Here is a 24223-nt window from a genome sequence, read left to right on the forward strand (position 1 = left end):
CGCATCAGCGCGACACTCGCACCGACGTCGCCTCGGTGGCGATGTCGTGCACATTCAGGGGTTGCCAGACCTGCATGGACGCCACCTCGGCAATGGCCTGGCCGTGGTGCCGGGCCAGCCAGGCCTGCTCGCGACGCACGCCGGCAGTGTCCTGCTCGGCACGCAGTGCCTGCAGCAGCACAACGTGGGCCTGCACAGGTTCGCTGCCATCAAAGGTGGGCTCGAGCAGATGGCGTGCCGCCCGCGGACGCTGTTGCGCCAGTTCGGCCATCGCCAACACAACCCGACGCCACTTGCCCACCACAGGGCTGCGCTGCCGCTCCAGCAGTTCGCCATGGTCGCGCAGCCACTCTGCGGCCAGCGCATGCTGGCCCTGGCGCTGGGCCAGATAAGTCAGGGCCAGCAGCTGCAGGCTGCGGCTGCCCACGGCGGAGTCGTCGTTGTTCCGCAGCAGCGGCCGCAGCACGGCGGCAATGGATTCAAGCTCCTTCGCATCGCCGGCCGTGCACAGCGTGGTCACGGTGGCGTGCTGCAGGCGTTGATGGATCTGGTAGTCGATCAGATCCGGTGCTGGACCGTCCGCAGCAATCGCGGCATGCAAACTGCTGCAATCACGCTGCTCCGCAGCCACCAGCAGGTGGGCCCGCAGGCGCATGCGCTGTTGCAGGTCGTCCCCCCGCGGCAACCGCATCAACAGCTGCTGCGCCTGTGCATCCAGGCCCTGCGCAACCAGCACGTCCACATCCAGGTCGTCGGCCTCGTCATTGCCGCGCAACATCCGTGCCTGGCGCAAGGTGCGCATTGCCTGCTGCGGCTGGCCGAGGCCCAGCTGTGCCCGCGCCAGATGGATGGTCGGATACAGCCGCAACGGGTCCTGAGGCACCGTCGCGGCGCGCGCATAGGGCTCGGCCTCGGTGAAGCGATTGTCCTGCAGCAACCCCCAGGAGGTATTGGACAGCCCAGCAAACGAATCCGGATAGATCTTGGCCAGTGCACGCCACTGTTCCAGCGGCCAGCCACCGGGTTCCAGTTCGGCCTGCCAGCCCTTCAGGTACAGGCGCTCACGCGCGGGCAGGCGCTGCTGCTGGGCCAGCGCGTGCTCCAGCGCGTCACGCGCGTCCGCGACCTGCGCGGTGCGCGCATGCAGCTTGGCCACGCCCATGTAGGCCAGGGCAAAACCGGGATCGATGTCGATCGCGGCCTGGTAGAGGTTGCGGGCTTCTTCGAAGCGACGCTGACCCAGTGCGCTCTCGGCCAGCGCGAACGCGCGCAGTGCGCGCAGGTCCTGGGTCGAGGCGCGCGGCAGCGGCAGGGATTGCTCCAGGCTGGCCACCGACTCGCCCAGTCCGCGACGCAGGCGACCGACCACGTCGTCCACCGCGAACACCATCTGGTCGGATCGATCGGCGGTGGCGGTGAAGGTCTGGATCACCTGGCCACTGCCCGGTGCGGCAACATCGATGGCCAGCTCGTAGCCACCGATCTTCTGCCGCACGGTCGGCAGCAGCACCGCGCGCGCGCCCTCCCGCACCGCCACATCGACCGCGGTATCGCGGTTGAGCCGGGTATCGCCCGAGAGCCGCGCCATTTCCAGGCTTTCGCGGATCTTGCCTTCCGACAGCACGTTCACGTAGCGCGACTGTTCCAGCGCGATCCGGATCGCGTGCCGCATCGAGTCATCGAAGATCGGATCGCCGGTGAGGTTGTCGACATCGCCAAGCACCACCCAGTCGCGTTCGGCGAAGGCAATGGCCGGCTCCGACCGCAGCAGCAGCCAGCCGCCCAGCACGGCCGCGGCAAGGATCAGGCCTTCGGCGGCCAGCACCAGCGGTTGCCGCCACAGCGGCAGGTCGCGGCGCGCCTTGGCGTTGGCGCGCGGCATGCGCAGCGGCGCCGAACCGATCTCGCCCACTTCGATCACTTCCTGCACCACCGGCACGCCCTTGAAGCGCCAGCGCCCGTGCGATTTCCACAGCAGGCGCGTGCCACGCTCGCCCAGTGCATCGGTGGCACGGCGGGTCAGCGATTCGGCCACCGCCGACAGCAGGATCTGGCCGGGGCGGGCCAGCATCATCAGGCGCGCCGCCATCGGCTTGGCCAGGCCTTCCACCTCCATCGACTTGGCACCGGCACGGACCGCCTCGGTACTGTTCTCCCAGGTCAGCACGTCGCCCACGTGCAGGCCGGCGCGCGCGCGCAGTTCAATCGCGCGCTGCTGGCCCAGCGCGTGCAGTTCGCGCTGGTAGTCCAGGGCGAAGCCCAGTGCGTCGACGGCGCGCTCGAACAGCATGAACAAGCCATCGGAGCGATCGATCAGCTGGCCGTTCCAGCGCTGCTGCAGCACCAGTACCAGGCGATCGTGTTCCTGGAACAGGCTCGCCGCCGCCACATCGCCGATCCGCTCGACCAGCTGCAGCGAATCACACAGATCGGTGAACAGCAGGGCGCGCAGCTGTGGGCTATGCGGGGCTGACGTTCCGTTGTCGCCATTCATCGCCTGCCTCTCCCTATTGGCCGTCCGGATCATCCGCCCAGCGCAGGCAGTTGCCGCCATCGCGCTTGGCCTGGTACAGCGCACGATCCGCGCAGGCATACCACTCGCTCCAGCCTGCCTCCGGCGCCAGCAGGCAGGCGCCGATGCTGACCAGGCTCACATGCGGCGTGCCATGGCTGCGCTCGAGCAGGCCATGCACCGCACTGATGATGAACTCGGCCGCGTGCTGCACGATCTCGTGATTGCCACGGCGCAGGATCAGGCAGAACTCATCGCCACCAAGCCGGCAGGCCAGGTCCTGCTCGCCGGCCATCGAGCGCAGGATGTTGCCCATGCTCTGCAGCACGCGGTCGCCGGCCTGGTGGCCGTGGCGGTCGTTGATCTGCTTGAAGCGGTCGCAATCGATCAGCAGCAGCGCCTGCGGCGGCCCCTCGGCCCGCTCGCGGCACTCCTGCAGGTACAGGGTGAGGCCTCGCCGGTTGTGCAGCCCGGTCAGTTCATCGGTACGCACCAGCTCACGGGTGTGGGTCAACTGATGGGTAGTGATGTACAGATTGTCCAGCGCGGTTTCCAGATCGTGGTTGCGCCGGCGCAGCTGTGCGATCAGTGCCTGTTCGTTGGCCAGCACGCGCATGATCGTGCGGCGCAGGAAATAGGCCACCAGGCCGGGATCGGATTCGACCAGCCGATGGAAATCGGCCGGGCCCAGCTCCAGCACATCGCAGTCGACCAGCGCGCGCGCGCTGGCGCTGCGCAGGTGGTCGCCGACCAGCAGGCCCAGTTCTCCGAAGAACTCGTGCTGCCCGAGCGTCTTGATCACCAGGTCCTCGCCGAAGTCCAGTTCGATCTGGCCTTCGAGGATCACATACATGCGCTCGCCGCGGTGGCCACGCTGGAACAGCCACTGTCCGGCACGGAGCTTGCATGCGCGGGCGAATCTGGCGAACAATGCCACCTCGGCATCGGACAACAGAGCGTGCACGATCTCGGCCATCGCCACCCGGGCGATACCTGTCGTCACATCACTGTTCTCGGCCGCACCCCTGCCGGTCATTCCCTGCACCCGCCGCCAGCGTCCCCTGGTGAGCCGCGGAGCATAGCACCGCTTTAAAGTGTGCGCCCTATCTCATTTTGACCCTTCTGCCGATCTTGATTGATGTGAAGATCGGTGATGGCCCGTTCTGGTCACGGGTGTCCGGGCAAAACTCCTGCTGGATCAATCCGATGCCGGGTTTCACAGGGTTTCGGCCAAGTTGCCGGCACCGGGGTGCGCCTGATTGACGCTCCGCGCGTGCTGCGCCCTTGCATCGATACAACAACGCCGGCAGGTCCCCCGACCGGCCGGCGTTGTCTGGCCCTTCCCTGGCCACCCTGATCACCCGGAGCCCGGTAGTGCCGGCCGCTGGCCGGCAACTGCATGGGCTTCGGAAACATCGATGGGTTGCCGGCCAGCGGCCGGCACCACCGGATCACGCGGCGCGCCGCATCACGCCGCGCGTTCGCTGCGCCCGCCATGGAACTGTTCTTCCTCGGTCGAGCCGGTCAGCGCGGTGGTCGACGACTGGCCCTGCTGGATCGCCTGGGTCACCGCATCGAAGTAGCCGGTACCGACCTCGCGCTGGTGCTTGACCGCAGTGAAGCCGCGCTCGGCCGCTTCGAACTCGGCTTCCTGCAACTCGACGAACGCGCTCATCTGGCGGCGTGCGTAGCCGTGGGCCAGATTGAACATGCCGTAGTTCAACGCATGGAACCCGGCCAGGGTGATGAACTGGAACTTGTAGCCGTAGCTGCCCAGTTCGCGCTGGAACTTCGCAATGGTGGCGTCGTCCAGGTTCTTCTTCCAGTTGAAGCTGGGCGAGCAGTTGTAGGCCAGCAGCTTGCCCGGGAACTTCGCATGGATCGCCTCGGCGAACCTGCGTGCGAATTCCAGGTCCGGCTTGCCGGTCTCGCACCACACCAGGTCGGCGTAGGGCGCGTAGGCCAGGCCACGGCTGATCGCCTGGTCCAGGCCGTTGCGGGTCTTGTAGAAGCCTTCGACGGTGCGCTCGCCGGTGGTGAACGGCTTGTCGTTGCCGTCGATGTCGCTGGTCAGCAGATCAGCCGCTTCGGCATCGGTGCGCGCCACCAGCAGGGTCGGCACACCCAGCACATCGGCGGCCAGCCGCGCGGCATTGAGCTTCTCGATCGCCTCGCGGGTCGGCACCAGCACCTTGCCGCCCATGTGCCCGCACTTCTTCACCGACGCCAACTGGTCTTCGAAATGCACGCCGGCGGCACCGGCCTCGATCATCGCCTTCATCAGCTCGAACGCATTGAGCACGCCGCCGAAACCGGCCTCCGCATCGGCGACGATCGGCTGCAGGAAGTCGATGTCGTCCTTGCCTTCGGCGTGGTGCAGCTGGTCGGCGCGCAGCAGCGTGTTGTTGATGCGCTTGACCACTGCCGGCACCGAATCGGCCGGGTACAGCGACTGGTCCGGATACATCTGCCCGGCCAGGTTGGCGTCGGCCGCCACCTGCCAACCGGACAGGTAGATCGCCTTCAGGCCCGCCTTGACCTGCTGCATGGCCTGGTTGCCGGTCAATGCACCCAGCGCGTTGACGAACTCGCGCTCATGCAGCGATGCCCACAGCTTCTCCGCACCCAGGCGGGCCAGCGAATGCTCGATGTGGACGGTGCCGCGCAGGCGCACCACGTCGGCGGCACTGTAGTTGCGCTGGATGCCTTCCCAGCGCGGGTTGGTATCCCAGTCGTGCTGGATCTGTTCGGCAGTGGGCAGCTTGCTCATGTCTTTCTCCAGTTCGGTTCGTGCGTGCAGCGGGGAGGGAAACGCCGGGAATCGCGGGCGGCGATCAGTCGATGCGCGCGTAGGCCGGCAGGGTCAGGAAATCGGTCAGTTCGTCGCTGCGGCTCAGTTCGCCGAGCAGGGCGATGGCCTCGCCGATGCGTGCGCCACCGGGCAGCGTGGCGGTGTCACCCAGCCGTGCCGGCAGCTGTGCCAGCGTGGCATCCAGCAGTGCCAGGTCGATGGCGGTGCCATCGTCCAGCTGCTGGCCCGGCGTATGCAGCCACTGCCACAACTGGCTGCGGCTGATCTCGGCGGTGGCCGCGTCCTCCATAAGGTGGTGGATCGGCACGCAGCCGTTGCCATCCAGCCATGCCGCCAGGTAGCGCACGCAGACTTCCACGTTGCCTTCGAAGCCGGCGCGGGTGATGGTGCCGGGCGGCCGTGCGATCAGTTCGTCGCGGCCGACGCACACATCCTGGCGCAGCACGCTGTGCTGGTTCGCACCGGGCATGTGTTCGTCGAAGATCGCCATCGCCACCGGAATCAGCGCCGGATGCGCGACCCAGGTGCCGTCGTGGCCGGCGGTCACTTCGCGCAGCTTGTCAGCGCGCACGCGGGCCATCGCCTGTTCGTTGGCGGCGGCATCGTTGTTGATCGGAATCTGCGCGGCCATGCCACCCATCGCATGTGCACCACGGCGATGGCAGGTCTGGATCAGCAGTTCCGAATAGGCCTTCAGGAACGGCTGGGTCATGGTCACCTGGCCGCGCTCGGGCAGCACGCGGTCGGCGTGGCGCCGGAAGGTCTTCAGGTACGAGAAGATGTAGTCCCAGCGCCCACAGTTCAGGCCGACGATGCGGTCACGCAGCGCGTGCAGGATCTCATCCATCTCGAACACCGCCGGCAGCGTTTCGATCAGCACGGTTACCTTGATCTGGCCGTGCGGCAGGCCGAGCATGCCTTCGATGTGCGACAGCGCGGTTTCCCACAGCGCCGCCTCTTCCATGCTCTGCAGCTTGGGCAGGTAGAAGTACGGGCCGCGGTCCTTCGCCTGCAGGGTGCGGGCGTTGTGGAAGGCGAACACCGCCGCGTCGAACAGGCCGCCGGCGATGAACTGGCCATCGATGCGCACGTGCTTTTCGTCCAGGTGCCAGCCACGCGGGCGCACGATCAGCACCGCCTGCTCGTCATACGGGCGCAGCGTGTAGTGCTTGCCATTGGGGGCGGTGTAGTCGAGATCGCCACGCACCGCGGCGGCCAGCGACTGCTGCCCGGCCAGCAGGTTGCGCCAGGTCGGCGAGGTCGAATCCTCGAAGTCGGCCATGAACACCTTGGCGCCGGAGTTCAGCGCGTTGATGACCATCTTCGGATCGGTCGGGCCGGTGATCTCGACGCGGCGGTCCTGCAGCGCGGCCGGCAGCGGCGCAACGCGCCAGTCGCCGCTACGGATCGCAGCGGTGTCCTCGCGGAAGTCCGGCAGGCCGCCCTGGTCGAAGAACGCTTGGCGCTCGCGGCGCGCCTGCAGCCGTGCCTGCCGGCCCGGTTCCACCGCACGGTGCAGCGACACCAGCAGGGCCAGCAGCGGCGCCGGCAGCACGGTGTCCTGGCCGGCCACGCGGGTCGCCAGGGCGATGCCGGGGGTAGCCTTGCTGGCAGGGGTGGGAACAGCGGAAGCGACGGCGGACATGGGGCGACTCCAGCGGTGGGGGAACGTCTCCACGGTGCCGCTGGGCCGGAGTATTTGGCAAAACAGTTTTTGCAATGCTCTACATAAGTTGTGCTAATACTCGTGACACGATGAGCACACGCACCCAGCCAAGTCCGCGTTTTTCCTACAAATCCGACCGGCTGAAGCCATTGCGTGCGTTCTGCCAGACCGTGCGCCTGGGCTCGGTCTCACGGGCGGCTGAGGCACTTTTCGTCAGCCAGCCGGCCATCAGCCTGCAGTTGCAGGCCCTGGAACGGGAACTGGGGGTGCCGTTGTTCGAGCGCAGTGGGCGCCGCCTGGTACCCAGCCGCGAGGGCCAGCTGCTGTACGAGATGGCGCAGCCGCTGGTGGAGAACCTGGACGGGCTGGAGGCGCGCTTCCGCGACAAGGTGCGCGGCCTGGATGCGGGCGAGCTGAACATCGCCGCCAACAGCTCGACGATCCTGTACCTGCTGCCGAAGATCGTCGAGCGCTTCCGCCTGCACCACCCGGACGTGCGCCTGACCCTGCACAACGCGATCAGCGCCGATGGCACCGACCTGCTGCGCGAGGACGCCGCCGACCTGGCGATCGGTTCGATGACCGATGTACCGGCCGACTTGACCTACGCCCCGGCCTACCGCTTCGAGCAGGTACTGATCGCGCCGCACGACCATCCGCTGGCCAGTGGCGGCGAGCTGGAGCTGGCCGACATCGCGCGCTATCCGCTGGTGCTGCCGCCGAAGCGGCAGATCACCTACCGGCTGGTTGACCAGGTATTCCAGCGCCACCGCATCGCCTACACCGTGGCACTGGAAGTGGGCGGCTGGGAGGTGATCAAGCAGTACGTGGCGATGGGCATGGGCATTTCCATCGTGCCGGCGCTGTGCCTGAACGAGGCCGACCGCGAACGGTTGGCGGCGCGGTCGATGAAGCGCTGGTTCCCCGAGCGCAGTTACGGGGTGATCGTGCGCCGGGGCAAGGCGCTGTCGGCGCAGGCGCGCGCGTTCATTGAGCTGATCCAGCCGGAGTTGTTCAGTCCGCGCGATTACGACCAGAGCGGGCATTCGGAGCGGTGAGGGTGTTCGGCAGGGCTGCGCCCTGCACCTGCTGAAGCCAAAGCAACAGCAAAAGCCTGCTATCCGTAGATGGCGGGGCGGTGTGGGTGGGCAGGACACGCCGTAAACCCATCCCTGGGGGCTCGATGGCGCCATCCATGGCGCCAACGGTCCTGCCCACCCACACCGCCCCGCCTCTGACAGATTCCTGCTGCTGTTGGTATCTGCTGCTGTGGGTAGGTGTCGACCTTGGTCGACACGGTAGATCCACGCCATGCGTGGATGACGGGTGACCGGGGTCAGATCCGTTTTCCGCAGGAAAACGGATCTGACCCCATTTCCGGCTGGCGATGAATAGACTGCACCCATGTCCATCGAACTCCGCCACCTGCGTTACTTCCTCGCCGTTGCCGATACGCTGCACTTCGGCCAGGCGGCGGAGCGGCTGGGCATGTCGCAGCCGCCGCTCAGCCAGCAGATCCGCCAGCTGGAAGACCTGATCGGGGCGCGCCTGTTCGTGCGCAGCCATCGTCGTGTGCAGCTGACGCCTGCGGGTGAGCTGCTGCAGGAGCGCGCGCGCGCCATCGTGCAGCAGGTGGAAACCGCGGTGGACGAGGTACAGCGCGCGCAGCGCGGCGAGCAGGGCGAACTGCGTATCGGCCTGACCCGGGCCACGCCGCTGTCGCCGCAGATTCCGCGTTCGATCCTGCGCTACCGCCAGCAGTACCCACAGGTGCGGCTGCAGCTGAGCGAGATGAACACGCTGCAGCAGATCGATGCGCTGCTCGACGGTTCACTGGACGTGGGCATCATCCGCAAGCGCGCATTGCCGCCGGAGCTGGTGGCGCACAGCCTGTTCGTCGATCCACTGGCGTTGATCGTGCATGCCGACCACCCTGCCCTGCGCAGGCTGTCGAAGCAGGGCACGTTGTCGCTACGCGACTTCGCGCAGGAGCCATTCGTGGCATTTCGCCGCAGCGCGGGCGCGGGCATCCATGACCACATGATCGCGCTGTGCGCGGCCGCCGGGTTCACGCCGCGCATCGTGCAGGAAGCCGGTGAGGCATCGACATTGATCAGTCTTGCGGCTGCAGGCCTGGGTGCGGCGATCCTGCCCTCGTCCTGCGATCACATCCGCGTGGAAGGCGCGCGCTTCGTGGCGCTGGCCGACGCCGGTGCGCATTCGGAGGTGCAGCTGGCGTGGCATCGCGAGGGCGTCACGCCGCTGATCCGCAACTTCGCCGGGCTGCTGCGCGGGGCGTTCGCCGAAGGGTGAAGTGCCACCCACTTAGGTTTGGTAGACGCCAACCTTGGTTGGCTGCCGTGCCAGAGCGCCGACCAAGGTCGGCATCTACCAGAGCAACGCCGCGCCCGTGCGGAACGCGAGGCTGGCGTCAGGCCGTGACCGGCTGCGGCGCGCGCTGCTGCAGCGCCCAGACGATGCCGCCCCCGATCAGGGTCAGCACGGCAGCGAACGCGCACACGCCCAGCCAGTCCCAGGCCGCGTAGGCCAGGCCCCCCACCCCGCCCAGCACGCTGGAGCCCAGGTAGTAGGCGAACAGGTACAGCGCCGATGCTTCCGCGCGCATCGTACCGGCACGGCTGCCGACCCAGCTGCTGGCCACCGAGTGACCACCGAAGAAGCCGAAGGTCACCAGCGCGATGCCCAGGGCCATCGTGCTCAGCCACGGCATCGCCAGCAGCGCGATGCCGGCGCCGATCAGCGCGAACGAGATCGACAGGATGCGGCCGCGCCCGTACCGCGTAGCCTGCTGGCCCATCCACGCCGAACTGAAGGTGCCCACCAGGTAGACGCTGAAGATCAGCCCGACCACGGTCTGGCTGAGGTGGTACGGCGGCGCCAGCAGGTGATAGCCCAGGTAGTTGTAGAGGGTGACGAACACGCCCATCAGCACGAACGAGGTGGCGAACAGCCACGGCAGGCCCCGGTCGGCGAACAGCGTGCGCCAGCGCGACGGCAACTCGCGCAGGCCATCGCGTCGCGCGCTGAAATGGCGCGACGGCGGCAGCTGCAGCCACAGCAGCACGGTACTGGCGATGGCGATGATCGAGACCACGCCGATGCCCCAGCGCCAGCCCCAGTGATCGGCGATGATGCCGGCCAGCAGGCGCCCGCTCATGCCACCGATGGCGTTGCCGCCGATGTACAGGCCCATCGCCAGGCCCAGCGCGCGGCTGTCCATCTCCTCGACCAGGTAGGTCATCGCCACTGCCGGCACGCCGCTCAGCGCCAGGCCAAGCAGGGTGCGCAGCACCAGCAGCGTGGTCCAGTCGTCCACCAGCGCCGTGCTCAGCGACAGCATGGCCGACGCCAACAGCGCAACGATCATCAACGGGCGACGGCCGACCGCATCGGACAGCAGGCCGGCCAACAGCATCGCCACCGCCAGCGTGCCGGTGGTCAGCGACAACGACATCGCGCTGCCTGCGGCGGACACGCCGAAGTGGCGGCTGAACTCGGGCAGCAGCGGCTGCACGGTGTACAGCAGGCCGAAGGTGGAGAAGCCGGCCAGGAACAGTGCCAGCGCGGTGCGGCGGAAGGCCGGCGTGCCCTGCTGGATGCGGGTCTCGGCGATGGGATCGACAGTGGGGGGGCGGCGCTCGACGGCCGCCGCGGTTTCGCCAGTCATGGGATCGAAGGGCCGGTGGGGCGGCCGGGCATGGGAGGGAACGGGCCTCAGACTAGGCCTGTCGATCCAGTCGATCCATAACCTGATAAGTCAGGATTGATACCCAAGAAGTATCAATTCAGCTTACAGGCGCTGCCACTCGAAACCGTCGCCGCGGCGGTAGTACACCGCCACCGCACGGCCGTAGACCTTGTCGGCGTCGACGAAGCCGAAGAAGCGGCCGTCGAAGCTGTTGCCGCGGTGGTCACCCAGCACCAGCACCTTGCCGGCCGGCACCACCAGATCGGCGATGTCCGGACCGCCGCCCATGTCCAGGTCGAGGCGGGCACGGCGCTCGCCGAAGGCTTCCACGTCCTGCAGATCGGCGATCTGCAGCGGCTGGCCGTTGATGCTCAGATGGCCCTCGCGCATCTGCACGTGGTCACCGGCCACCGCCGCCACGCGCTTGATCAGGCGGGTGCCGTCGGCCGGTGAATCGAACACCGCCACTTCACCGCGCTGCGGGACGCCGGTGGCCATCAGTTCCTTGCCGGTGAACGGCAGGCGCAGGCCGTAGGCGCGCATGTCCACCACCACCCGGTCGCCCGGCTGCAGGGTCGGCTGCATCGAGCCACTCGGCACCACGTAGTGGTTGGCGAGGGTATCGCGGGCGGCGGCGAGCAGGCCGAGCATCACCAGCAGCGGCAATGCTTCCTTCTTCAGCCAGACCAGCGCGCGTTCGGACAAGGGAGGACGGGCAGCAGCATCCATGACAGGCTCCGGGTGGGTGGTAGCTGCATCAGACCACATCCAGGCGGGAGAGGTTCCCGCGACGCGATCCGGTAGAGCCGAGCCCACGCTCGGCTTGTTCCTTGCAGCGTCGAGGTTGCCCGACTGGGGCGCAGAGCGGCCGAGCGCAGGCTCGGCTCTACAGGAAGGGTTACGCAGGTTTTACGCGCGGGACCGGCGGCGGGCATCGCACCTTTACGGGCGGCACGCGCATCGTGTGCCCACCGCGCCGCAGGGCGCATTCCGCAAGGTGTTGTATGACCCTCCTGGTGATCCGCCACGCCTCTTCGTCGGCACCGCGTCCCCAACTGCCGACGCAGCTGGCCGGCCATCGCGTGCTGTGCAGCGACTGCGCCAGCCTGTCCGAGGTACGCCAGTGCCTGTGCCAGCCGCAGGCGCGCTCGGCCGACTGGGTACTGCTGGATGTCGGTACCGCTGACGAGGCGCAATGGCAGGCCGAAGGTGGCGCGCTGCAGGCGGCGCTGGAACGGCTGCCGGCGCAGTACATCGAACTGCAGGCCCCCAGCGAACCCGGTCTGGAGGCACGCCTGCGCCTGCAGCACGGTCCCGCCGCCGTGGTGGTCGACCAGCGCAGCCAGCAGGCCGGCTACCCGTTGTCGCTGGCCATTGTCGGCCGCCGCCTGGCACAGGAGGGCTGAGCCATGTCGATCTTCATCATCCGTGGCCCGGAAGCGGCCGGCGCCCTGATCCGCACCGCGATGCCGCTGCCGGCACCGGTCCTGAAGTCACTGGTGCATCGTGCGATCGACGCCGGCACCAGCGTGGCGATCCGTGCCTGTGGTTCGGAACAGGAACTGCTGGACGCCCTGCGCGTGGCCGACCACAGCCGCGGCGAGGTGACCCTGCTCGACCCGGGCGCGTGTGCCAACAGCCTGCGCCTGCAGCGCCTGCTGCCGTACCTGCACAACGCCTATGTGGAAGTGCATGACGACGGCGCGGTAGCCGAGCCGTGCCTGCCGGCTGGTGTCGGCCAGCGCCTGGGCATCGCCGCCGGCTACGGCGCGCAGAGTTACGTGCTGGCGCTGGATATCGCGCTGGATCACCTGGGCCTGGCCGAGCAGGCCAACCGGGTGCACGTGGGAACGTAACGCTGTTTGTAGAGCCGAGCCCATGCTCGGCTGCCTTTCCAGGAACCATCAGCCGAGCGTGGGCTCGGCTCTACAGAAGAACGTCGAGCATGGCTCGACGCTACAGAAAGAAAAACGGCGGGGTTGCCCCCGCCGTTTTCGCTTTCTTACTTCAACCCGCGGAACTTCAGCAGCGGTTCCACCGACGGGTCCTTGCCGCGGAAATCGCGGTACAGGGTCGACAGTTCCACGCTGTTGCCGCGCGAGAGGATCTTGTCGCGGAACTCCTGGCCATTGGCCGCCGTCAGGCCACCGTGCTCGGTGAACCACTGGTAGGCATCGTGGTCGAGCACTTCGGCCCAGAAGTAGGCGTAGTAACCGGCCGAGTAGCCACCACCCCAGATGTGGTCGAAGTAGGTGGTGCGGTAACGCGGCGGCACCTGCGGCAGGTCGACCTTGAACTTCTTCAGCGCGCTGGCTTCAAAGGCGCCGACATCCTGCAGCGGCGCGTCGGCCTTCTGCGTGTGCCAGGCCAGGTCCAGCAGCGCGGCCGACAGGTACTCGGTCGTCGCGTAGCCCTGGTTGAAGCTGCGTGCCTTGAGGATCTTGTCGACCAGCTCCTGCGGCATCGCCTCGCCGGTCTTGTAGTGCTTGGCGTAGTTGGCGAACACCTTCGGGTCCAGCGCCCAGTGCTCGTTGAACTGCGACGGGAACTCGACGAAGTCGCGCGAGGTCGCGGTGCCGGCGATCGACGGGTACTTCACGTTCGAGAACATGCCGTGCAGCGCATGGCCGAACTCATGGAACATGGTGGTGACGTCGTCGAAGCTGATCAGCGCAGGCTGGCCGGCGGCCGGCTTGGTGAAGTTGCAGACGTTGTAGACCACCGGCTTGGCACCGGTCAGGCCGTCCTGTTCGACGAACACGTCCATCCAGGCGCCACCGGACTTGCTGTCACGCTTGAAGTAGTCGGTGTAGAACAGCGCCAGCGAGGTGCCGTCCTTGTCGAACACTTCGTACACCTTCATGTCCGGGTTGTAGGTCGGAATGTCGGTGCGCGGCTTGAAGGTGATGCCGTACAGCTGGGTGGCGGCGTAGAAGACGCCGTTCTGCAGCACGTTGTCCAGTTCGAAGTACGGCTTGATCTGCGACTCGTCCAGATCGTACTTGGCCTTGCGCACCTGCTCGGCGTAGAAGTCCCAGTCCGAAGCGGCGACCTGGAATCCGCCCTTCTGCGCGTCGATGACCTTCTGGATCTCGCCGGCTTCGGCACGCGCCTTGGCAGTGGCGGCCGGCACGGTATCGGTCAGCAGCTTGAGCGCGGCGGCCGGGGTCTTGGCCATCTGGTCGCCCAGCTGGTAGTCGGCGAAGGTGTCGAAGCCGAGCAGCTTGGCCTTCTGCGCACGCAGCTGGGCCAGGCGCTGCACGGTCTGCCGGGTGTCGTTGGCATCGCCACGCTCGGCGCGGGTTTCCGAGGCCTTCAGCACGGCGGCGCGCTGGTCGCGGTCGCTCAGCGAGCCGAGCACCGGCTGCTGGGTGGTGTTCTGCAGCGGCAGCAGGAACTTGCCATCCAGCTTGCGGTCCTTGGCGGCGGCGGCAGCGTTGTTGATAGCGCCCTCGTCCAGGCCGGCCAGCTTGGCCTTGTCGTCGACGACGACGGCCGCAGCGGCGGTGGCGGCCACCAGGCGGGTATGGAACTGGGTGGAGAGCGTGGTCTCTTCCACGTTGAGCTTGCGCAGGGTCGCCTTGTCGGCGTCGGACAGCTGCGCACCGGCGCGCACCAGGCCATCGTAGTAGTGCTCGACCAGGCGCTTCTGCACCGGGTCCAGCTCCAGCGTGTCACGCTGGTCGTACAGCGACTTCACGCGCGCGAACAGCTTCGGATCGAGGTTGATCTCGTCCTGGTGCGCGGCCAGCTTCGGCGCCACTTCTTCCTGGATCTTCTGGCGTGCGTCGTTGGTATCGGCCTGGACCAGGCCGAAGAAGATGCGCGACACGCGGGTCAGGGTCTCGCCGCTGCGCTCCATCGCCACGATGGTGTTGTCGAAGGTGGCCGGCTCGCTGCTGTCGGCGATCCTGCGCACGTCGGCCAGGTGCTGGCGCATGCCTTCTTCGAACGCCGGCAGGTAGTCGCTGTCCTTGATCTTGTCGAACGGCGGTGCCTGGAACGGCAGCGTGCTCGCGCTCAGCAGCGGATTGGTGGAGGCTTCGGCCGGCTGCTGGGCCGGGGTCTTCTGGGCATCGGACACGGGGGTGGACTCCTTGCCGGAACAGGCCGCCAGCGCCAGGCTGATGGCGGCGGCCAGGACTACGGTACGCGACATGTAAAACGCTCCTTGGGCAGACGGTATGGATACCAGCCCTCCACCCTACTCCTGTCGCGCTCGCCCGGCATGTGCCGGACGTGGCGTCTATGCGGCGGCCTGCAACCGGCTCAGACCGTGCCGCGGGTCTTGCCGATCCAGGGCCGGTAGAACTCGCGGATGGCAGCCATGTCGGCCACATCGTCGCCGCTCGGGGTGAACAGCGGACCGATGCCGATGGTCTTTTCCGGATAGTGGAAATACGCGGTCAGGATCGGTACGTCAGCCATCCGGGCAATCTTCAGGAAGCCGGCCTTCCAGTCCTTCACGGCCTTGCGGGTGCCCTCGGGCGTGATGGCGAACCACATCTTCTCGTTGTTGCGCAGCAGGTCCACGGCCTGGCCGACGGTGCCCTGCGGCGAGCTGCGATCGAGCGGGATCACGCCCAGCTTGTGCAGCAGCGGGCCCAGCGGCCACCAGAACAGCGAGGCCTTGCCCAGCACCTTCACCTTCATGCCCAGCGCGATCTTGGCCGCCATGCCCCACAGCCCGTCCCAGTTGGACGAATGCGGGGCGATGATGAAGACCAGCCTGGGGATGTCCGGCAGGGTGCCGGTCACCTTCCAGCCGCCCATGCGCAGGGTGCAGCGCGCCAGCCAGCGCAGGAAGGCGTTGGGTTTGACCTGTGGCATCTGCGGCGGCACGGCCGGCAGCAACGAAGTCGGGTTGTTCAAGCAATCACTCCCAGTCACGTGATGAGCGCCCGCGCTTGATCTGCGCGCGCCCGCGTTTGGCGTCCAGACGACGCAGTTTCGACCCGAGGGTCGGCTTGGTGGCCTTGCGCGGTTTGGGCACGCTCAGCCCGGCCTGGATGAAGGCCGCCAGCCGCTCGCGCGCATCCTCGCGATTGCGATCCTGGGTGCGGAATCGTTGCGCGTCGATGACCAGCACGCCTTCGCCGGTCATGCGCCGGTCACGCCGCGCCAGCAGGCGCGCGCGCAACGGTTCGGGCAACGAGGGCGAGTTGGCCACGTCGAAACGCAGTTCCACCGCGGTGGACACCTTGTTGACGTTCTGGCCGCCGGCGCCACTGGCGCGCACGAACCGCTCGACGATCTCGCCGTCGGGGATTTCAAGCTGCGCGCTGATGGTGACCGGTCCACTGCCCATCCGCGCATTGTAGCGGCAGGCACGTGGTGAAGTACGCCATCGCGCCCCGTATGCCGCCGATCAGGCACCGAACACGCCGCCTTCGCCTGGGCTGCGGGTATGCTGGCGGTCCCATGTACCGCAGGAAGCCCCGCATGACCCGCTCCACACCCGCCCTGCCGTCCCTGCTGCGCCGCGCCGCCCTGCTGCTGGCGCTGGCCGTGGCCAGCGTTCCGGCCCTGGCCGCCCCGCCGACCGACGGCGACATCAACCGCCTGCTGTCGGCCTCGCGCGCGCAGAGCATGATCGACACCATGGTGCCGCAGATCGAAGCCATGCAGCAGCAGCAGTTCCAGCAGGTGGCCGCGCAGCGCCAGCTCACCGCCCAGCAGCAGGAACAGCTGAAGCGGATCCAGGCCCGGACCAGCCAGACCCTGCGCCAGGCGATGTCGTGGCAACAGCTGCGGCCCATGTACGTGGACCTGTACAAGAAGACCTTCAGCAAGGAAGACGTGCTGGCAATGGCCGAGTTCTACGAGAGCGCGGCCGGCCAGAGCCTGCTGGACAAGACCCCGGCGCTGATGCAGAACGTGATGGTGGCGATCCAGGCGCGCATGCAGCCGCTGTTCGCGGATCTGCAGAAGGACCTGGAAGCGATCGTCAACGAGCCGGAAAAGAAATAACGGGGTGCGCCGGGCCACGCCCGGCCGCTGGCTGTAGAGCCGAGCCCACGCTCGGCTTACCGCAGCAGCATCAGGCGTCGTCCACCTGCCAGCCGAACAGGTCCAGCGCCTTCTGGAACTCGCGATCCAGCGGCGCACTGACATCCACGCTGCCACCGTCCGGGTGCGGGAAGCGCAGGCGCTCGGCGTGCAGCAGCATGCGGTGCACGCCCTGCATGCGGAAGATGCGGTTGTGGCGGCCATCGCCGTGGCTGGTGTCGCCGATCATGTGGTGCGACAGGTGCTTGAGGTGCCGGCGGATCTGCCGGAAGCGCCCGGTCTGCGGCTGGCAGCGCAGCAGCGCGTAGCGCGAACTGCTGAACTCACCCACCGGCACCGACAGCTCGCCGGTGGCCAGGCGCTGGAAGTCGGTGACCGCCGGCTTCTTCACCGGCTTGCCCGGCCCGCCGTCCAGGTCATGGTCCACCCGCCAGGACAGCTCGGCCGGCCAGCCCCGGCAGACCGTCAGGTAGTCCTTGGCCACTTCACCCCCCATCAACGCCTTGCCCAGCGCACTGGCGGTCTCGCGGTCGAAGGCCAGCAGCAGGCAGCCGCTGGTGGCCCGGTCCAGGCGGTGCACGAGGAAGATCGGGCGGCCCAGCTGCTCGCGCAGGCGGTCGGCCAGGAAATCATCTTCGCCACGGGCCAGCTTGCTGTCGTGGACCATCAGCCCGGCGGGCTTGTTGACCACGGCCAGGCGCTCGTCCAGGTGCAGCAGCTGCAGGGGCGCGGTTTCGGTCTCGACCGCGGCGAGGGTGTCAGGTTCGGTGCTCACCGCAGGATTATACGGGCGCCCTGATCGGGGTCAGATCCCTTTTCCTGCGGAAAAGGGATCTGACCCCGGGTTGGTGGCGCGGCGGTCAAGCGTTGCGCACGGCCAGAAGCTCGCCGTTGCCCACCGGCACCAGGCTGGTGCCGAAGTCCTGATCGGCATCCAGCAACGCGAGCAACGGTTCCATCTGCGCGGCGTGCGAGGTGGCGTTGTCCACCACCAGCAGGCCCCCCCGCCGCAGCACACGGCGCAGCTGCGGCCACCAGCCGGCGTACTGTTCGCGGTCCGAATCGAGGAACAGCAGGTCAATGCTGGCATCGGCGGCCTGTGCCAGCCACTGCCCGGCATCGCCGTGGACCAGCGTGATGCGATCGGCAAGGCCACTGCGCGCGAAGGTGTCACGCGCCATCGCCACCTTGTCCGCGGCGTATTCCAGTGTGGTCACGTGGCCGTCGATGGCGGCTGCGGCTTCGGCAATCCACAGCGTGGAATAACCGTTGGAGGTGCCGATCTCCAGCACCCGGCGCGCATTGCCGAAACGCACCAGCACCGACAGGAATTCACCGGTGTCCGGCGTGATGTTGAGCATGCGCCGGGCGCGCTCGGTTTCATGCGCGTCGTTTTCAGCACCGAAGCGTGCCAGTTCGTTCTTCAATTCCGAAAGCTGCATCGTCATTGCTTCTTTCATTTGCCACAGCAAGGGTGAGCATTGTGGCCTGTCCGGCCACATTTCGTACTTGTCTTAAGCCTGTACTCCGATGAGGTTGCGATAGTTCCCGCCTTCTTCACGCGGGATGGTCCACCGGCCCGCGGCCCTCATTGGTTTCCGCAAGGACACGGCCATGGTTCTCGACATTCTGGCAATCGGCGCCCACCCCGACGACATCGAACTCGGTTGCGGCGGCAGCCTGGCCAAGCTGACCCGCGACGGTGCACGCATCCATGCGCTGGTGCTCAGCCGTGGTGGCCGTGGCTGCCATGCCGGCATCGACCGCAGCGACGAATCCCACCGCGCGTTGCGCCGCCTGGGTGTGACCGAGGTGATCCAGCAGGATTTCCCGGATACGCGCTTTCCTGCCTGCCGCAACGACATCGTCGCGGTGATCGAGCAGGCCTGCGCGCAGATCGCACCGCATCGCGTCTACACGATGTGCGGCGAAGACCACCACCAGGACCATCGCACCGTCCATGAAGCGTCAATCATCGCCTGCCGCAGCATCCCGCAGATCCTCTGCTACGAGAGCCCCAGCACCCTGCCGCAGTTCGCACCGCAGGTGTTCGAGGACATCAGCGCACAACTGGACCTGAAGATCCACGCATTGCGCGAGCATGCCAGCCAGGGCGATCGCCACTACATGCAGGAGGACCACCTGCGCTGCCACGCGCAGTTCCGCGGCCAGCAGATCGGCATCGGCCCCAGTGAGGGCTTCGTGCCCTACCGGCTGGTGCTGTGATGAAAACGCTGCTGTTCCTGGCCATGTGTGCCTTCATCCTGGTGCGTGTGTGCGTGCAGGCCTCGCGTCGCCCCAGCACGCGCCTGTACAGCATCGATGCGATCGTGCCGGCCTACAACGAAGCGCCGTGCCTGGAGCGCTCGTTGACCGGCCTGCTGCAGAACCCCTACGTGGCACGGGTGATCTGCGTGAACGACGGTTCGACCGACAACACCGCCCAGGTACTTGATGCGCTGCAGGCGCGCTGGCCCGGGCGCCTCGTGGCCGTGCACCAGGCCAACACCGGCAAGGGCGGCGCGCTGATGCATGGCCTGCGGCACGCCACCGCCGAGCAGGTGTTCCTGACCGACGCCGACACCCACATCGATCCGCGCGGCCATGGCCTGGGCCACCTGCTGGACGAGATCGAGCGCGGTGCCGATGCGGTCGGTGGCGTACCCTCGTCCAGCCTGCAGGGTGCCGGCTTCCTGCCGCATGTGCGCGCCAGCCTGAAGCTGCCGATGATCGTCATCAAGCGCAGCTTCCAGCAGTGGCTGGGCGGCGCACCGTTCATCGTCTCCGGCTCGTGTGGCCTGTTCCGCACCTCGGTGCTGCGCAAGGTCGGCTTCTCCGACCGCACCCGCGTCGAAGACCTGGACATGTCCTGGTCGCTGGTCGCGCAGGGCTACCGTGTCCGCCAGAGCGTGCGCTGCGTGGTCTACCCGCAGGAATGCAACACGCTGGTGGAGGAATGGCGGCGCTGGCGACGCTGGATCGTCGGCTATGCGGTATGCATGCGCCTGCATCGCGGCCTGCTGCTGACCCGCTTCGGCGTGTTCAGCATCCTGCCGATGATGCTGCTTGCCCTTGCCGGCATCGTGCTGACGCTGCAGGTCTGGTTCGGTGCGGCCCAGCTGCATGGGCCGGGTGGCCTCGCCCTGTCGGTGATGCCGTTGTTCTGGATCGGCATCGTCATGTTGCTGGCGGTGATCAGTGCGATCCACCACCGCCGCGCGTCGCTGGTCCCTGCCGCCGCGTTCTCGATGCTGTACGTGCTGCTCGCCTATGCGATCTGGCTGATGCATGGCGTGGCCGGGCTGTTTACCGGCCGCGAGCCGGCACGCGACAAGCCGACCAGGTATCCGCATGTGGTGGAATGACCTCGCCGCCATGGCCGACGCGCTATCGACGCTGCCACCCCACGTCGATTCCAGCGCCCAGGTTTCGCCGCGTGCGATCGTGCGGGGCGAGGTACGGATCGGCGCTGGCAGCCGCATCTGCGACGGCGCCCAGCTGCACGGGCCGGTATCGATCGGCCGCGACTGCCTGATCGGCAACAACGCACTGCTGCGCGGTCCGCTGCACATCGGTGACGGTGTGCGCATCGGCTTTGCCAGTGAACTGAAGAACGCACTGATCGGCGACGGCGCCTGCATCGGCCCGCAGTGCTTCATCGCCGACAGCCGCGTCGACGCCCGTGCCTACCTGGGCGCGCTGGTGCGTACCAGCAACCATCGCCTGGATGGCGCAACGGTCACCGTCCACATCGGCGACACCGTCATCGACAGCCAGCGCGACAAGCTCGGCGCCTGGATCGGCGAAGGTGCCGCGCTGGGCGTCGGCGTGATCATCCTGCCCGGTCGCATCGTCGCCCCGGGCAGCCAGTTCGGCCCGCGCATCACCGTGGAACGAAACCTGCCGCCCGGTCGCTACCGGCTGCTGCAGTCGCTGCATTCCCAACCCCTGGAGTAACCCCATGCGATTGATCATCCGTGGCGCACTGCCGTGCGTCCTGCTGCTGGCTGTGTCCAGCGCCCATGCCGGCATCGACCGGGTCTCGGTGCAGCTGGATCATGCCGACTACACCGATGGCTTTGGCAAGCGCGACGTACAGACCGTGGATGTGGCCGGTCGCAGCGGTGACAGCCGCTGGCATCTGGGCCTGGCCCATGGTGAACGCGACTACGGCAGCAAGCGCTTCAGCGGCAATCGGGTGCAGGGCTCCCTGCACCAGCGCTGGAGTCAACGCTTTTCGACCCGCACCGCCTTCACCGCCTCCAACGATGACCCGGTATTCGTCAACCGCCAGCTCAACCAGGACTTCCAGTGGAAGGTGGCACCGCAGACCGTGCTGAGCGTGGGCGGCAAGTACGCCCAGTACCATGCCGGCGCATACGTGAGTGGCTGGTCGGTAGGTGCCTCGCACTACTTCCCGCGCGTGACCACCTCACTGCGCCACGAGCGGCATCGCCAGTCCAATGGGCCCGACGGCCATGGCACCACGCTGTCACTGCGCCTGAAGGATGCGCAGGGCGGTGGTTCGACCCAGCTGTGGCTGGGCAGCGGTACGTCCGGCTACACCGCCGATTCCGATCCGCTGCTGCTGCGCGAACACGATGCACGTCGTGCCTTCCTGCGCCGCAGCCAGCCGCTGGGGGAGCATCTGGTGCTGGACATGGGCATTGGCAAGACCTGGCACAGGACGCGCCTGGACCGCTTCCAGAGCGTGCAGTCGCACCTGGGCCTGGGCTACCACTGGTAGAGCCGTGGCTGGTCGGCGGCGCGTGACGCCGCCGACCCTCGATCAACAGGCTTCAGCGCCACCACGCGCGCGCCAGCGCCAGCGCGCCGACGGCACCGGACACCCAGCTCCACATCGGCAGGTCGCCCCAGTACCAGCCTGGCGGCTGCAGCACGTACACCAGTGCGGCGATGGCCAGCAGACCGACGCCGGTGATCGCACCGACCGCGCGTTTCTGCAGGCGCTGCACGCTGGCATCGAGCGCGACCAGATCGCGCGAGCGCATCGCCAGCTCATGGCGGCCCTCCACCTGCTGGGTCAGCCAGGCGTGCACCAGGCGCGGCATGTCCGGCGCGTGGGTCATGATTTCCGGCAAGCGCTTGCCGATCTCGCGCACGACCCGACGCGGGCTGTAGCGCTCGCGCAGGATCTTCGCCAGCACCGGCTTGGCCACCGCCCAGATGTCGATCTGCGGATCCAGCTGGCGCCCGACACCTTCGATGTTCAGCAGGGTCTTCTGCAGCAGGATCAGCTGCGGCTGCAGGGTCAGCTGGTAGCGCTGCGCCACGCGGAACAGCTTCATCAGCACTTCGGCCAGCGAGATCTGCGACAGCGGTCGGGTGAAGTACGGCTCGCACACCGAACGCACGGCCGCTTCCAGATCATCGATGCGCACGTTGTCCGGCATCCAGCGCGCCTGCACGTGCAGTTCGGCGATGCGGCGATAATCGCGGTTGAAGATGGCCATGAAGTTCTCGGCCAGGTAGTACTGATCTTCCTGCGACAGCTGGCCCATGATGCCGAAGTCCAGCGCGATGAAGCGCGGGTTGGCGCGACGCGACGGATCGGTATCGACCCAGATGTTGCCGGCGTGCGCATCGGCATGGAAGAAGTTGTCGCGGAACACCTGGGTGTAGAACACCCGCACGCCCTTGGCGGCCAGCGCCTTGCGGTCGATGCCGGCCTTGTCCAGTGCAGCGATGTCATCGGACGGAATGCCCCACACGCGCTCCAGGGTCAGCGCGCGCTCGGCGGTGTGGCTCCAGATCACTTCCGGCACGTACAGGTCGTCGCTGTTTTCCCAGAAGCGGCGCAGCACGCTGGCATTGGCGCCTTCGCGCTGCAGGTCCAGCTCAGCGGCCAGGGTGTTCTCGACTTCGGCCACCACTTCGCGCGGACGGATCTTGTCGGCACGCGGATGGGTACGCTCGACCAGGGCGGCCAGCGAGTTGAGCAGGGCGATGTCGGCGTCGATCTGCTTCTCGATGCCCGGGCGCAGCACCTTGACCACCACCTGGCGGCCATCGGCCAGCGTGGCCGCATGCACCTGTGCGATCGAGGCCGAGGCCAGCGGTTCGGTATCGAAGCTGGCGAATGCCTCGCTGACCGGCAGGCCGAGTGCTTCCTCGACGATGCGGCGCGCGGTATCGCCGTCGAACGGCTTGACCCGGTCCTGCAGCAGGGTCAGTTCGTTGGCCACGTCCGGCGGCACCAGGTCGCGGCGGGTGGACAGGATCTGGCCGAACTTGACGAAGATCGGGCCGAGATCCTGCAGCGCCAGGCGCAGGCGCGCACCGCGCGACTGTACAGCGATGTCGGCCGAAGCACGCGGCACGAACGGTTTGGCCAGGCGCAGCCAGCGCTCAGCCGGCGTGCCGTGCAGCAGGTCGTCCAGGCGGTAGCGCAGGATCACCCGGCCGATGCGGCTTGCCCGCAGCACGGCCTTCATGCGGCACCCCGCAGGCGCTGGACGCGCGCGCCAAGGCGCTCGACGTCATCACGCAGTACGTCCACATCATCGTGGAAGGCATCCAGTTCGGCGCGCGGTACCACGTCGCGCGATTCCTCGGTGATGAACTCGGCAGCGCTGTGGGCCAGATCGATCGCACCCTGGCGCGCGTGCTGCAGGGCGCTGCGCAGGGTGTTGGCCACCTGCACGCCCAGTACCTCGCCGAACACGCTGACGAACGGCTGCTGCCAGTCCGGGTCGAAGCCCTTGGCCAGCTGCTGCAGGCGGCGCGCCAGTTCGGCGTCACCGGCCACGCGTACACGGCCCTTGTTGTTGGACTCGCCGCGCCGTGCGTTGGCCAGCAGCGGCAGCTGCGCCAGCACACCGGCCAGGCTGCTGCGCACGGCCAGGTCGGCTTCCTGCGCATCCACCGGGCCGACCCGCAGCTGGTCGCCGTCGACGCTGATGCGCATCGCCAGCGACGGCGCTTCCAGGGTCAGGTCGATGTGCCGGCCATCGAGGCTGGCCAGTGCATGGCGGGTATCCGGATCCAGCGCCAGCGCGCGGTTCAGGGCGATCTGCAGGGCGCGGCCAGCGACCGGCTTGAGGGACTTGAGCAGGGAAAGAGCCATGTGCGCATTCTACCTGCGTGGGTGGGGGGCTTGCGCCGGGCTGCCGCCCGGCACCCGCAGAGGCACCGGCCTCTGGCCGGCAAGATCAACATCAAAAGCTGGCTATCCGTGGGATGGCGGGGTGGGTCCGATTGCGGGGGACGCTGCAAGTACGTCCATGTAAGCTCGGTCGCCGCATCCATGCGGCTCACGCCCCCGCAACCGGACCCACCCCGCCTTCGACAGTTTGCTGCGATCTGTCGGACTATCCGGGGTCGGATCGCGTTGCTCCGCAACGGGCTCTGACCCCAATGCTGATGGGATCTCGCGTTGGTAGATGCCGACCTTGGTCGGCGCTGGATGTCAGGGGGCCAACCATGGTTGGCCGCTACCCGAGCCGGCAGCCCGGTGATTCATCTGTGCCTCACCTGGGTGGCTATGGAAGGTTC

22 protein-coding genes are annotated in these 24223 nt (G+C 67.5%); 9 read left to right on the forward strand and 13 right to left on the reverse strand.

The window, feature by feature from the left end; translation table 11 throughout:
• Positions 1–4 precede the first annotated feature (4 nt).
• The 4 genes from AC5P8R_RS14570 to aceB all read right to left on the reverse strand — a co-directional run bounded on the left by AC5P8R_RS14570 (position 5) and on the right by aceB (position 6969).
• On the reverse strand, positions 5–2494 hold the full coding sequence (locus tag AC5P8R_RS14570; RefSeq protein WP_180834779.1) for a putative peptide modification system cyclase: 2490 nt from the start codon (positions 2492–2494) through the stop codon (positions 5–7).
• Positions 2495–2507: 13 nt separating this feature from the next.
• Positions 2508–3548, reverse strand: coding sequence for a GGDEF domain-containing protein (locus AC5P8R_RS14575; protein WP_032956218.1), 1041 nt, complete (start codon positions 3546–3548; stop codon positions 2508–2510).
• A gap of 432 nt (positions 3549–3980) precedes the next feature.
• Positions 3981–5282: an isocitrate lyase gene (gene aceA / locus AC5P8R_RS14580; protein WP_019337654.1), complete on the reverse strand. Its 1302-nt coding sequence runs from the start codon at positions 5280–5282 to the stop codon at positions 3981–3983.
• Between the two features lie 64 nt (positions 5283–5346).
• Positions 5347–6969 (reverse strand): malate synthase A, encoded by a 1623-nt coding sequence (gene aceB / locus AC5P8R_RS14585; RefSeq protein ID WP_049404592.1) that lies wholly within the window; start codon positions 6967–6969, stop codon positions 5347–5349.
• Positions 6970–7079: 110 nt separating this feature from the next.
• Here aceB and AC5P8R_RS14590 point away from each other — a divergent pair, with 110 nt between their 5' ends.
• Positions 7080–8048 carry a LysR family transcriptional regulator gene (locus AC5P8R_RS14590; RefSeq protein WP_495223574.1) on the forward strand — a complete coding sequence of 323 codons (969 nt, stop codon included), beginning with the start codon at positions 7080–7082 and terminating at the stop codon, positions 8046–8048.
• A 346-nt stretch (positions 8049–8394) separates the two neighbouring features.
• Positions 8395–9303, forward strand: a complete 909-nt coding sequence (locus tag AC5P8R_RS14595) for a LysR family transcriptional regulator (RefSeq protein WP_014645561.1) — start codon at positions 8395–8397, stop codon at positions 9301–9303.
• 118 nt (positions 9304–9421) lie between these two features.
• On the opposite strand, the gene AC5P8R_RS14600 is transcribed toward AC5P8R_RS14595, so the two are convergent.
• A complete protein-coding gene (locus AC5P8R_RS14600) occupies positions 9422–10678 on the reverse strand; it encodes an MFS transporter (RefSeq protein ID WP_197561641.1) in 1257 nt (418 codons plus the stop codon).
• Between the two features lie 123 nt (positions 10679–10801).
• Positions 10802–11428, reverse strand: coding sequence for a signal peptidase I (gene lepB / locus AC5P8R_RS14605; protein ID WP_014645559.1), 627 nt, complete (start codon positions 11426–11428; stop codon positions 10802–10804).
• A 275-nt stretch (positions 11429–11703) separates the two neighbouring features.
• On the opposite strand from lepB, the gene AC5P8R_RS14610 reads away from it, so the two are divergent.
• Both AC5P8R_RS14610 and AC5P8R_RS14615 read left to right on the forward strand, forming a co-directional pair.
• Entirely contained in the window at positions 11704–12105 is a 402-nt protein-coding gene (locus AC5P8R_RS14610; protein ID WP_014645558.1) for a hypothetical protein, read from the forward strand.
• 3 nt (positions 12106–12108) lie between these two features.
• Positions 12109–12555 (forward strand): 3-dehydroquinate dehydratase, encoded by a 447-nt coding sequence (locus AC5P8R_RS14615; RefSeq protein ID WP_004153636.1) that lies wholly within the window; start codon positions 12109–12111, stop codon positions 12553–12555.
• A 146-nt stretch (positions 12556–12701) separates the two neighbouring features.
• On the opposite strand, the gene dcp is transcribed toward AC5P8R_RS14615, so the two are convergent.
• From dcp to arfB, 3 genes are all read right to left on the reverse strand, one after another.
• Positions 12702–14858, reverse strand: a complete 2157-nt coding sequence (dcp, locus tag AC5P8R_RS14620; protein ID WP_142235528.1) for a peptidyl-dipeptidase Dcp — start codon at positions 14856–14858, stop codon at positions 12702–12704.
• A gap of 110 nt (positions 14859–14968) precedes the next feature.
• Complete coding sequence (locus AC5P8R_RS14625; RefSeq protein ID WP_014645556.1) at positions 14969–15571, reverse strand: lysophospholipid acyltransferase family protein; 603 nt, start codon at positions 15569–15571, stop codon at positions 14969–14971.
• A gap of 4 nt (positions 15572–15575) precedes the next feature.
• Positions 15576–16007 (reverse strand): alternative ribosome rescue aminoacyl-tRNA hydrolase ArfB, encoded by a 432-nt coding sequence (gene arfB / locus AC5P8R_RS14630; protein ID WP_005420755.1) that lies wholly within the window; start codon positions 16005–16007, stop codon positions 15576–15578.
• A gap of 113 nt (positions 16008–16120) precedes the next feature.
• Here arfB and AC5P8R_RS14635 point away from each other — a divergent pair, with 113 nt between their 5' ends.
• Positions 16121–16669, forward strand: a complete 549-nt coding sequence (locus AC5P8R_RS14635) for a DUF2059 domain-containing protein (protein WP_401730180.1) — start codon at positions 16121–16123, stop codon at positions 16667–16669.
• Positions 16670–16739: 70 nt separating this feature from the next.
• On the opposite strand, the gene AC5P8R_RS14640 is transcribed toward AC5P8R_RS14635, so the two are convergent.
• Positions 16740–17483: a pseudouridine synthase gene (locus tag AC5P8R_RS14640; protein WP_014645554.1), complete on the reverse strand. Its 744-nt coding sequence runs from the start codon at positions 17481–17483 to the stop codon at positions 16740–16742.
• A gap of 85 nt (positions 17484–17568) precedes the next feature.
• Positions 17569–18156 (reverse strand): O-methyltransferase, encoded by a 588-nt coding sequence (locus tag AC5P8R_RS14645; RefSeq protein WP_495223575.1) that lies wholly within the window; start codon positions 18154–18156, stop codon positions 17569–17571.
• Between the two features lie 166 nt (positions 18157–18322).
• Between AC5P8R_RS14645 and AC5P8R_RS14650 the strand changes: the two genes are divergently transcribed.
• Genes AC5P8R_RS14650 through AC5P8R_RS14665 form a run of 4 tightly spaced genes read left to right on the forward strand, consistent with a single transcriptional unit; the run spans position 18323 to position 21455 of the window.
• On the forward strand, positions 18323–18934 hold the full coding sequence (locus AC5P8R_RS14650) for a PIG-L deacetylase family protein (protein ID WP_495223576.1): 612 nt from the start codon (positions 18323–18325) through the stop codon (positions 18932–18934).
• Positions 18934–20073 carry a glycosyltransferase family 2 protein gene (locus tag AC5P8R_RS14655; protein WP_014645551.1) on the forward strand — a complete coding sequence of 380 codons (1140 nt, stop codon included), beginning with the start codon at positions 18934–18936 and terminating at the stop codon, positions 20071–20073. The genes AC5P8R_RS14650 and AC5P8R_RS14655 overlap by 1 nt, the downstream gene beginning before the upstream one ends.
• Positions 20060–20665 carry an LbetaH domain-containing protein gene (locus AC5P8R_RS14660; protein WP_032962223.1) on the forward strand — a complete coding sequence of 202 codons (606 nt, stop codon included), beginning with the start codon at positions 20060–20062 and terminating at the stop codon, positions 20663–20665. Before AC5P8R_RS14655 ends, AC5P8R_RS14660 begins: the two co-directional genes overlap by 14 nt.
• A gap of 4 nt (positions 20666–20669) precedes the next feature.
• Positions 20670–21455 (forward strand): YaiO family outer membrane beta-barrel protein, encoded by a 786-nt coding sequence (locus tag AC5P8R_RS14665; RefSeq protein ID WP_014645549.1) that lies wholly within the window; start codon positions 20670–20672, stop codon positions 21453–21455.
• Between the two features lie 52 nt (positions 21456–21507).
• On the opposite strand, the gene ubiB is transcribed toward AC5P8R_RS14665, so the two are convergent.
• Together ubiB and AC5P8R_RS14675 are read right to left on the reverse strand one after the other, a co-directional pair.
• Positions 21508–23163 carry a ubiquinone biosynthesis regulatory protein kinase UbiB gene (gene ubiB, locus AC5P8R_RS14670; RefSeq protein WP_014645548.1) on the reverse strand — a complete coding sequence of 552 codons (1656 nt, stop codon included), beginning with the start codon at positions 23161–23163 and terminating at the stop codon, positions 21508–21510.
• Positions 23160–23795 (reverse strand): ubiquinone biosynthesis accessory factor UbiJ, encoded by a 636-nt coding sequence (locus AC5P8R_RS14675; RefSeq protein ID WP_005420772.1) that lies wholly within the window; start codon positions 23793–23795, stop codon positions 23160–23162. Before AC5P8R_RS14675 ends, ubiB begins: the two co-directional genes overlap by 4 nt.
• Positions 23796–24223 lie beyond the last annotated feature (428 nt).

Source organism: Stenotrophomonas sp. YJH_SMC_73 (assembly GCF_059370155.1).

Bases quoted from the DNA above. Each gene is read 5' to 3' on its own strand.
- AC5P8R_RS14570 (WP_180834779.1), bottom strand. From the start codon at position 2,494: ATGAATGGCGACAACGGAACGTCAGCCCCGCATAGCCCACAGCTGCGC.
- AC5P8R_RS14575 (WP_032956218.1), bottom strand. From the start codon at position 3,548: ATGACCGGCAGGGGTGCGGCCGAGAACAGTGATGTGACGACAGGTATC.
- aceA (WP_019337654.1), bottom strand. From the start codon at position 5,282: ATGAGCAAGCTGCCCACTGCCGAACAGATCCAGCACGACTGGGATACC.
- aceB (WP_049404592.1), bottom strand. From the start codon at position 6,969: ATGTCCGCCGTCGCTTCCGCTGTTCCCACCCCTGCCAGCAAGGCTACC.
- AC5P8R_RS14590 (WP_495223574.1), top strand. From the start codon at position 7,080: ATGAGCACACGCACCCAGCCAAGTCCGCGTTTTTCCTACAAATCCGAC.
- AC5P8R_RS14595 (WP_014645561.1), top strand. From the start codon at position 8,395: ATGTCCATCGAACTCCGCCACCTGCGTTACTTCCTCGCCGTTGCCGAT.
- AC5P8R_RS14600 (WP_197561641.1), bottom strand. From the start codon at position 10,678: ATGACTGGCGAAACCGCGGCGGCCGTCGAGCGCCGCCCCCCCACTGTC.
- lepB (WP_014645559.1), bottom strand. From the start codon at position 11,428: ATGGATGCTGCTGCCCGTCCTCCCTTGTCCGAACGCGCGCTGGTCTGG.
- AC5P8R_RS14610 (WP_014645558.1), top strand. From the start codon at position 11,704: ATGACCCTCCTGGTGATCCGCCACGCCTCTTCGTCGGCACCGCGTCCC.
- AC5P8R_RS14615 (WP_004153636.1), top strand. From the start codon at position 12,109: ATGTCGATCTTCATCATCCGTGGCCCGGAAGCGGCCGGCGCCCTGATC.
- dcp (WP_142235528.1), bottom strand. From the start codon at position 14,858: ATGTCGCGTACCGTAGTCCTGGCCGCCGCCATCAGCCTGGCGCTGGCG.
- arfB (WP_005420755.1), bottom strand. From the start codon at position 16,007: ATGGGCAGTGGACCGGTCACCATCAGCGCGCAGCTTGAAATCCCCGAC.
- AC5P8R_RS14635 (WP_401730180.1), top strand. From the start codon at position 16,121: ATGTACCGCAGGAAGCCCCGCATGACCCGCTCCACACCCGCCCTGCCG.
- AC5P8R_RS14645 (WP_495223575.1), bottom strand. From the start codon at position 18,156: ATGACGATGCAGCTTTCGGAATTGAAGAACGAACTGGCACGCTTCGGT.
- AC5P8R_RS14650 (WP_495223576.1), top strand. From the start codon at position 18,323: ATGGTTCTCGACATTCTGGCAATCGGCGCCCACCCCGACGACATCGAA.
- AC5P8R_RS14655 (WP_014645551.1), top strand. From the start codon at position 18,934: ATGAAAACGCTGCTGTTCCTGGCCATGTGTGCCTTCATCCTGGTGCGT.
- AC5P8R_RS14660 (WP_032962223.1), top strand. From the start codon at position 20,060: ATGTGGTGGAATGACCTCGCCGCCATGGCCGACGCGCTATCGACGCTG.
- AC5P8R_RS14665 (WP_014645549.1), top strand. From the start codon at position 20,670: ATGCGATTGATCATCCGTGGCGCACTGCCGTGCGTCCTGCTGCTGGCT.
- ubiB (WP_014645548.1), bottom strand. From the start codon at position 23,163: ATGAAGGCCGTGCTGCGGGCAAGCCGCATCGGCCGGGTGATCCTGCGC.
- AC5P8R_RS14675 (WP_005420772.1), bottom strand. From the start codon at position 23,795: ATGGCTCTTTCCCTGCTCAAGTCCCTCAAGCCGGTCGCTGGCCGCGCC.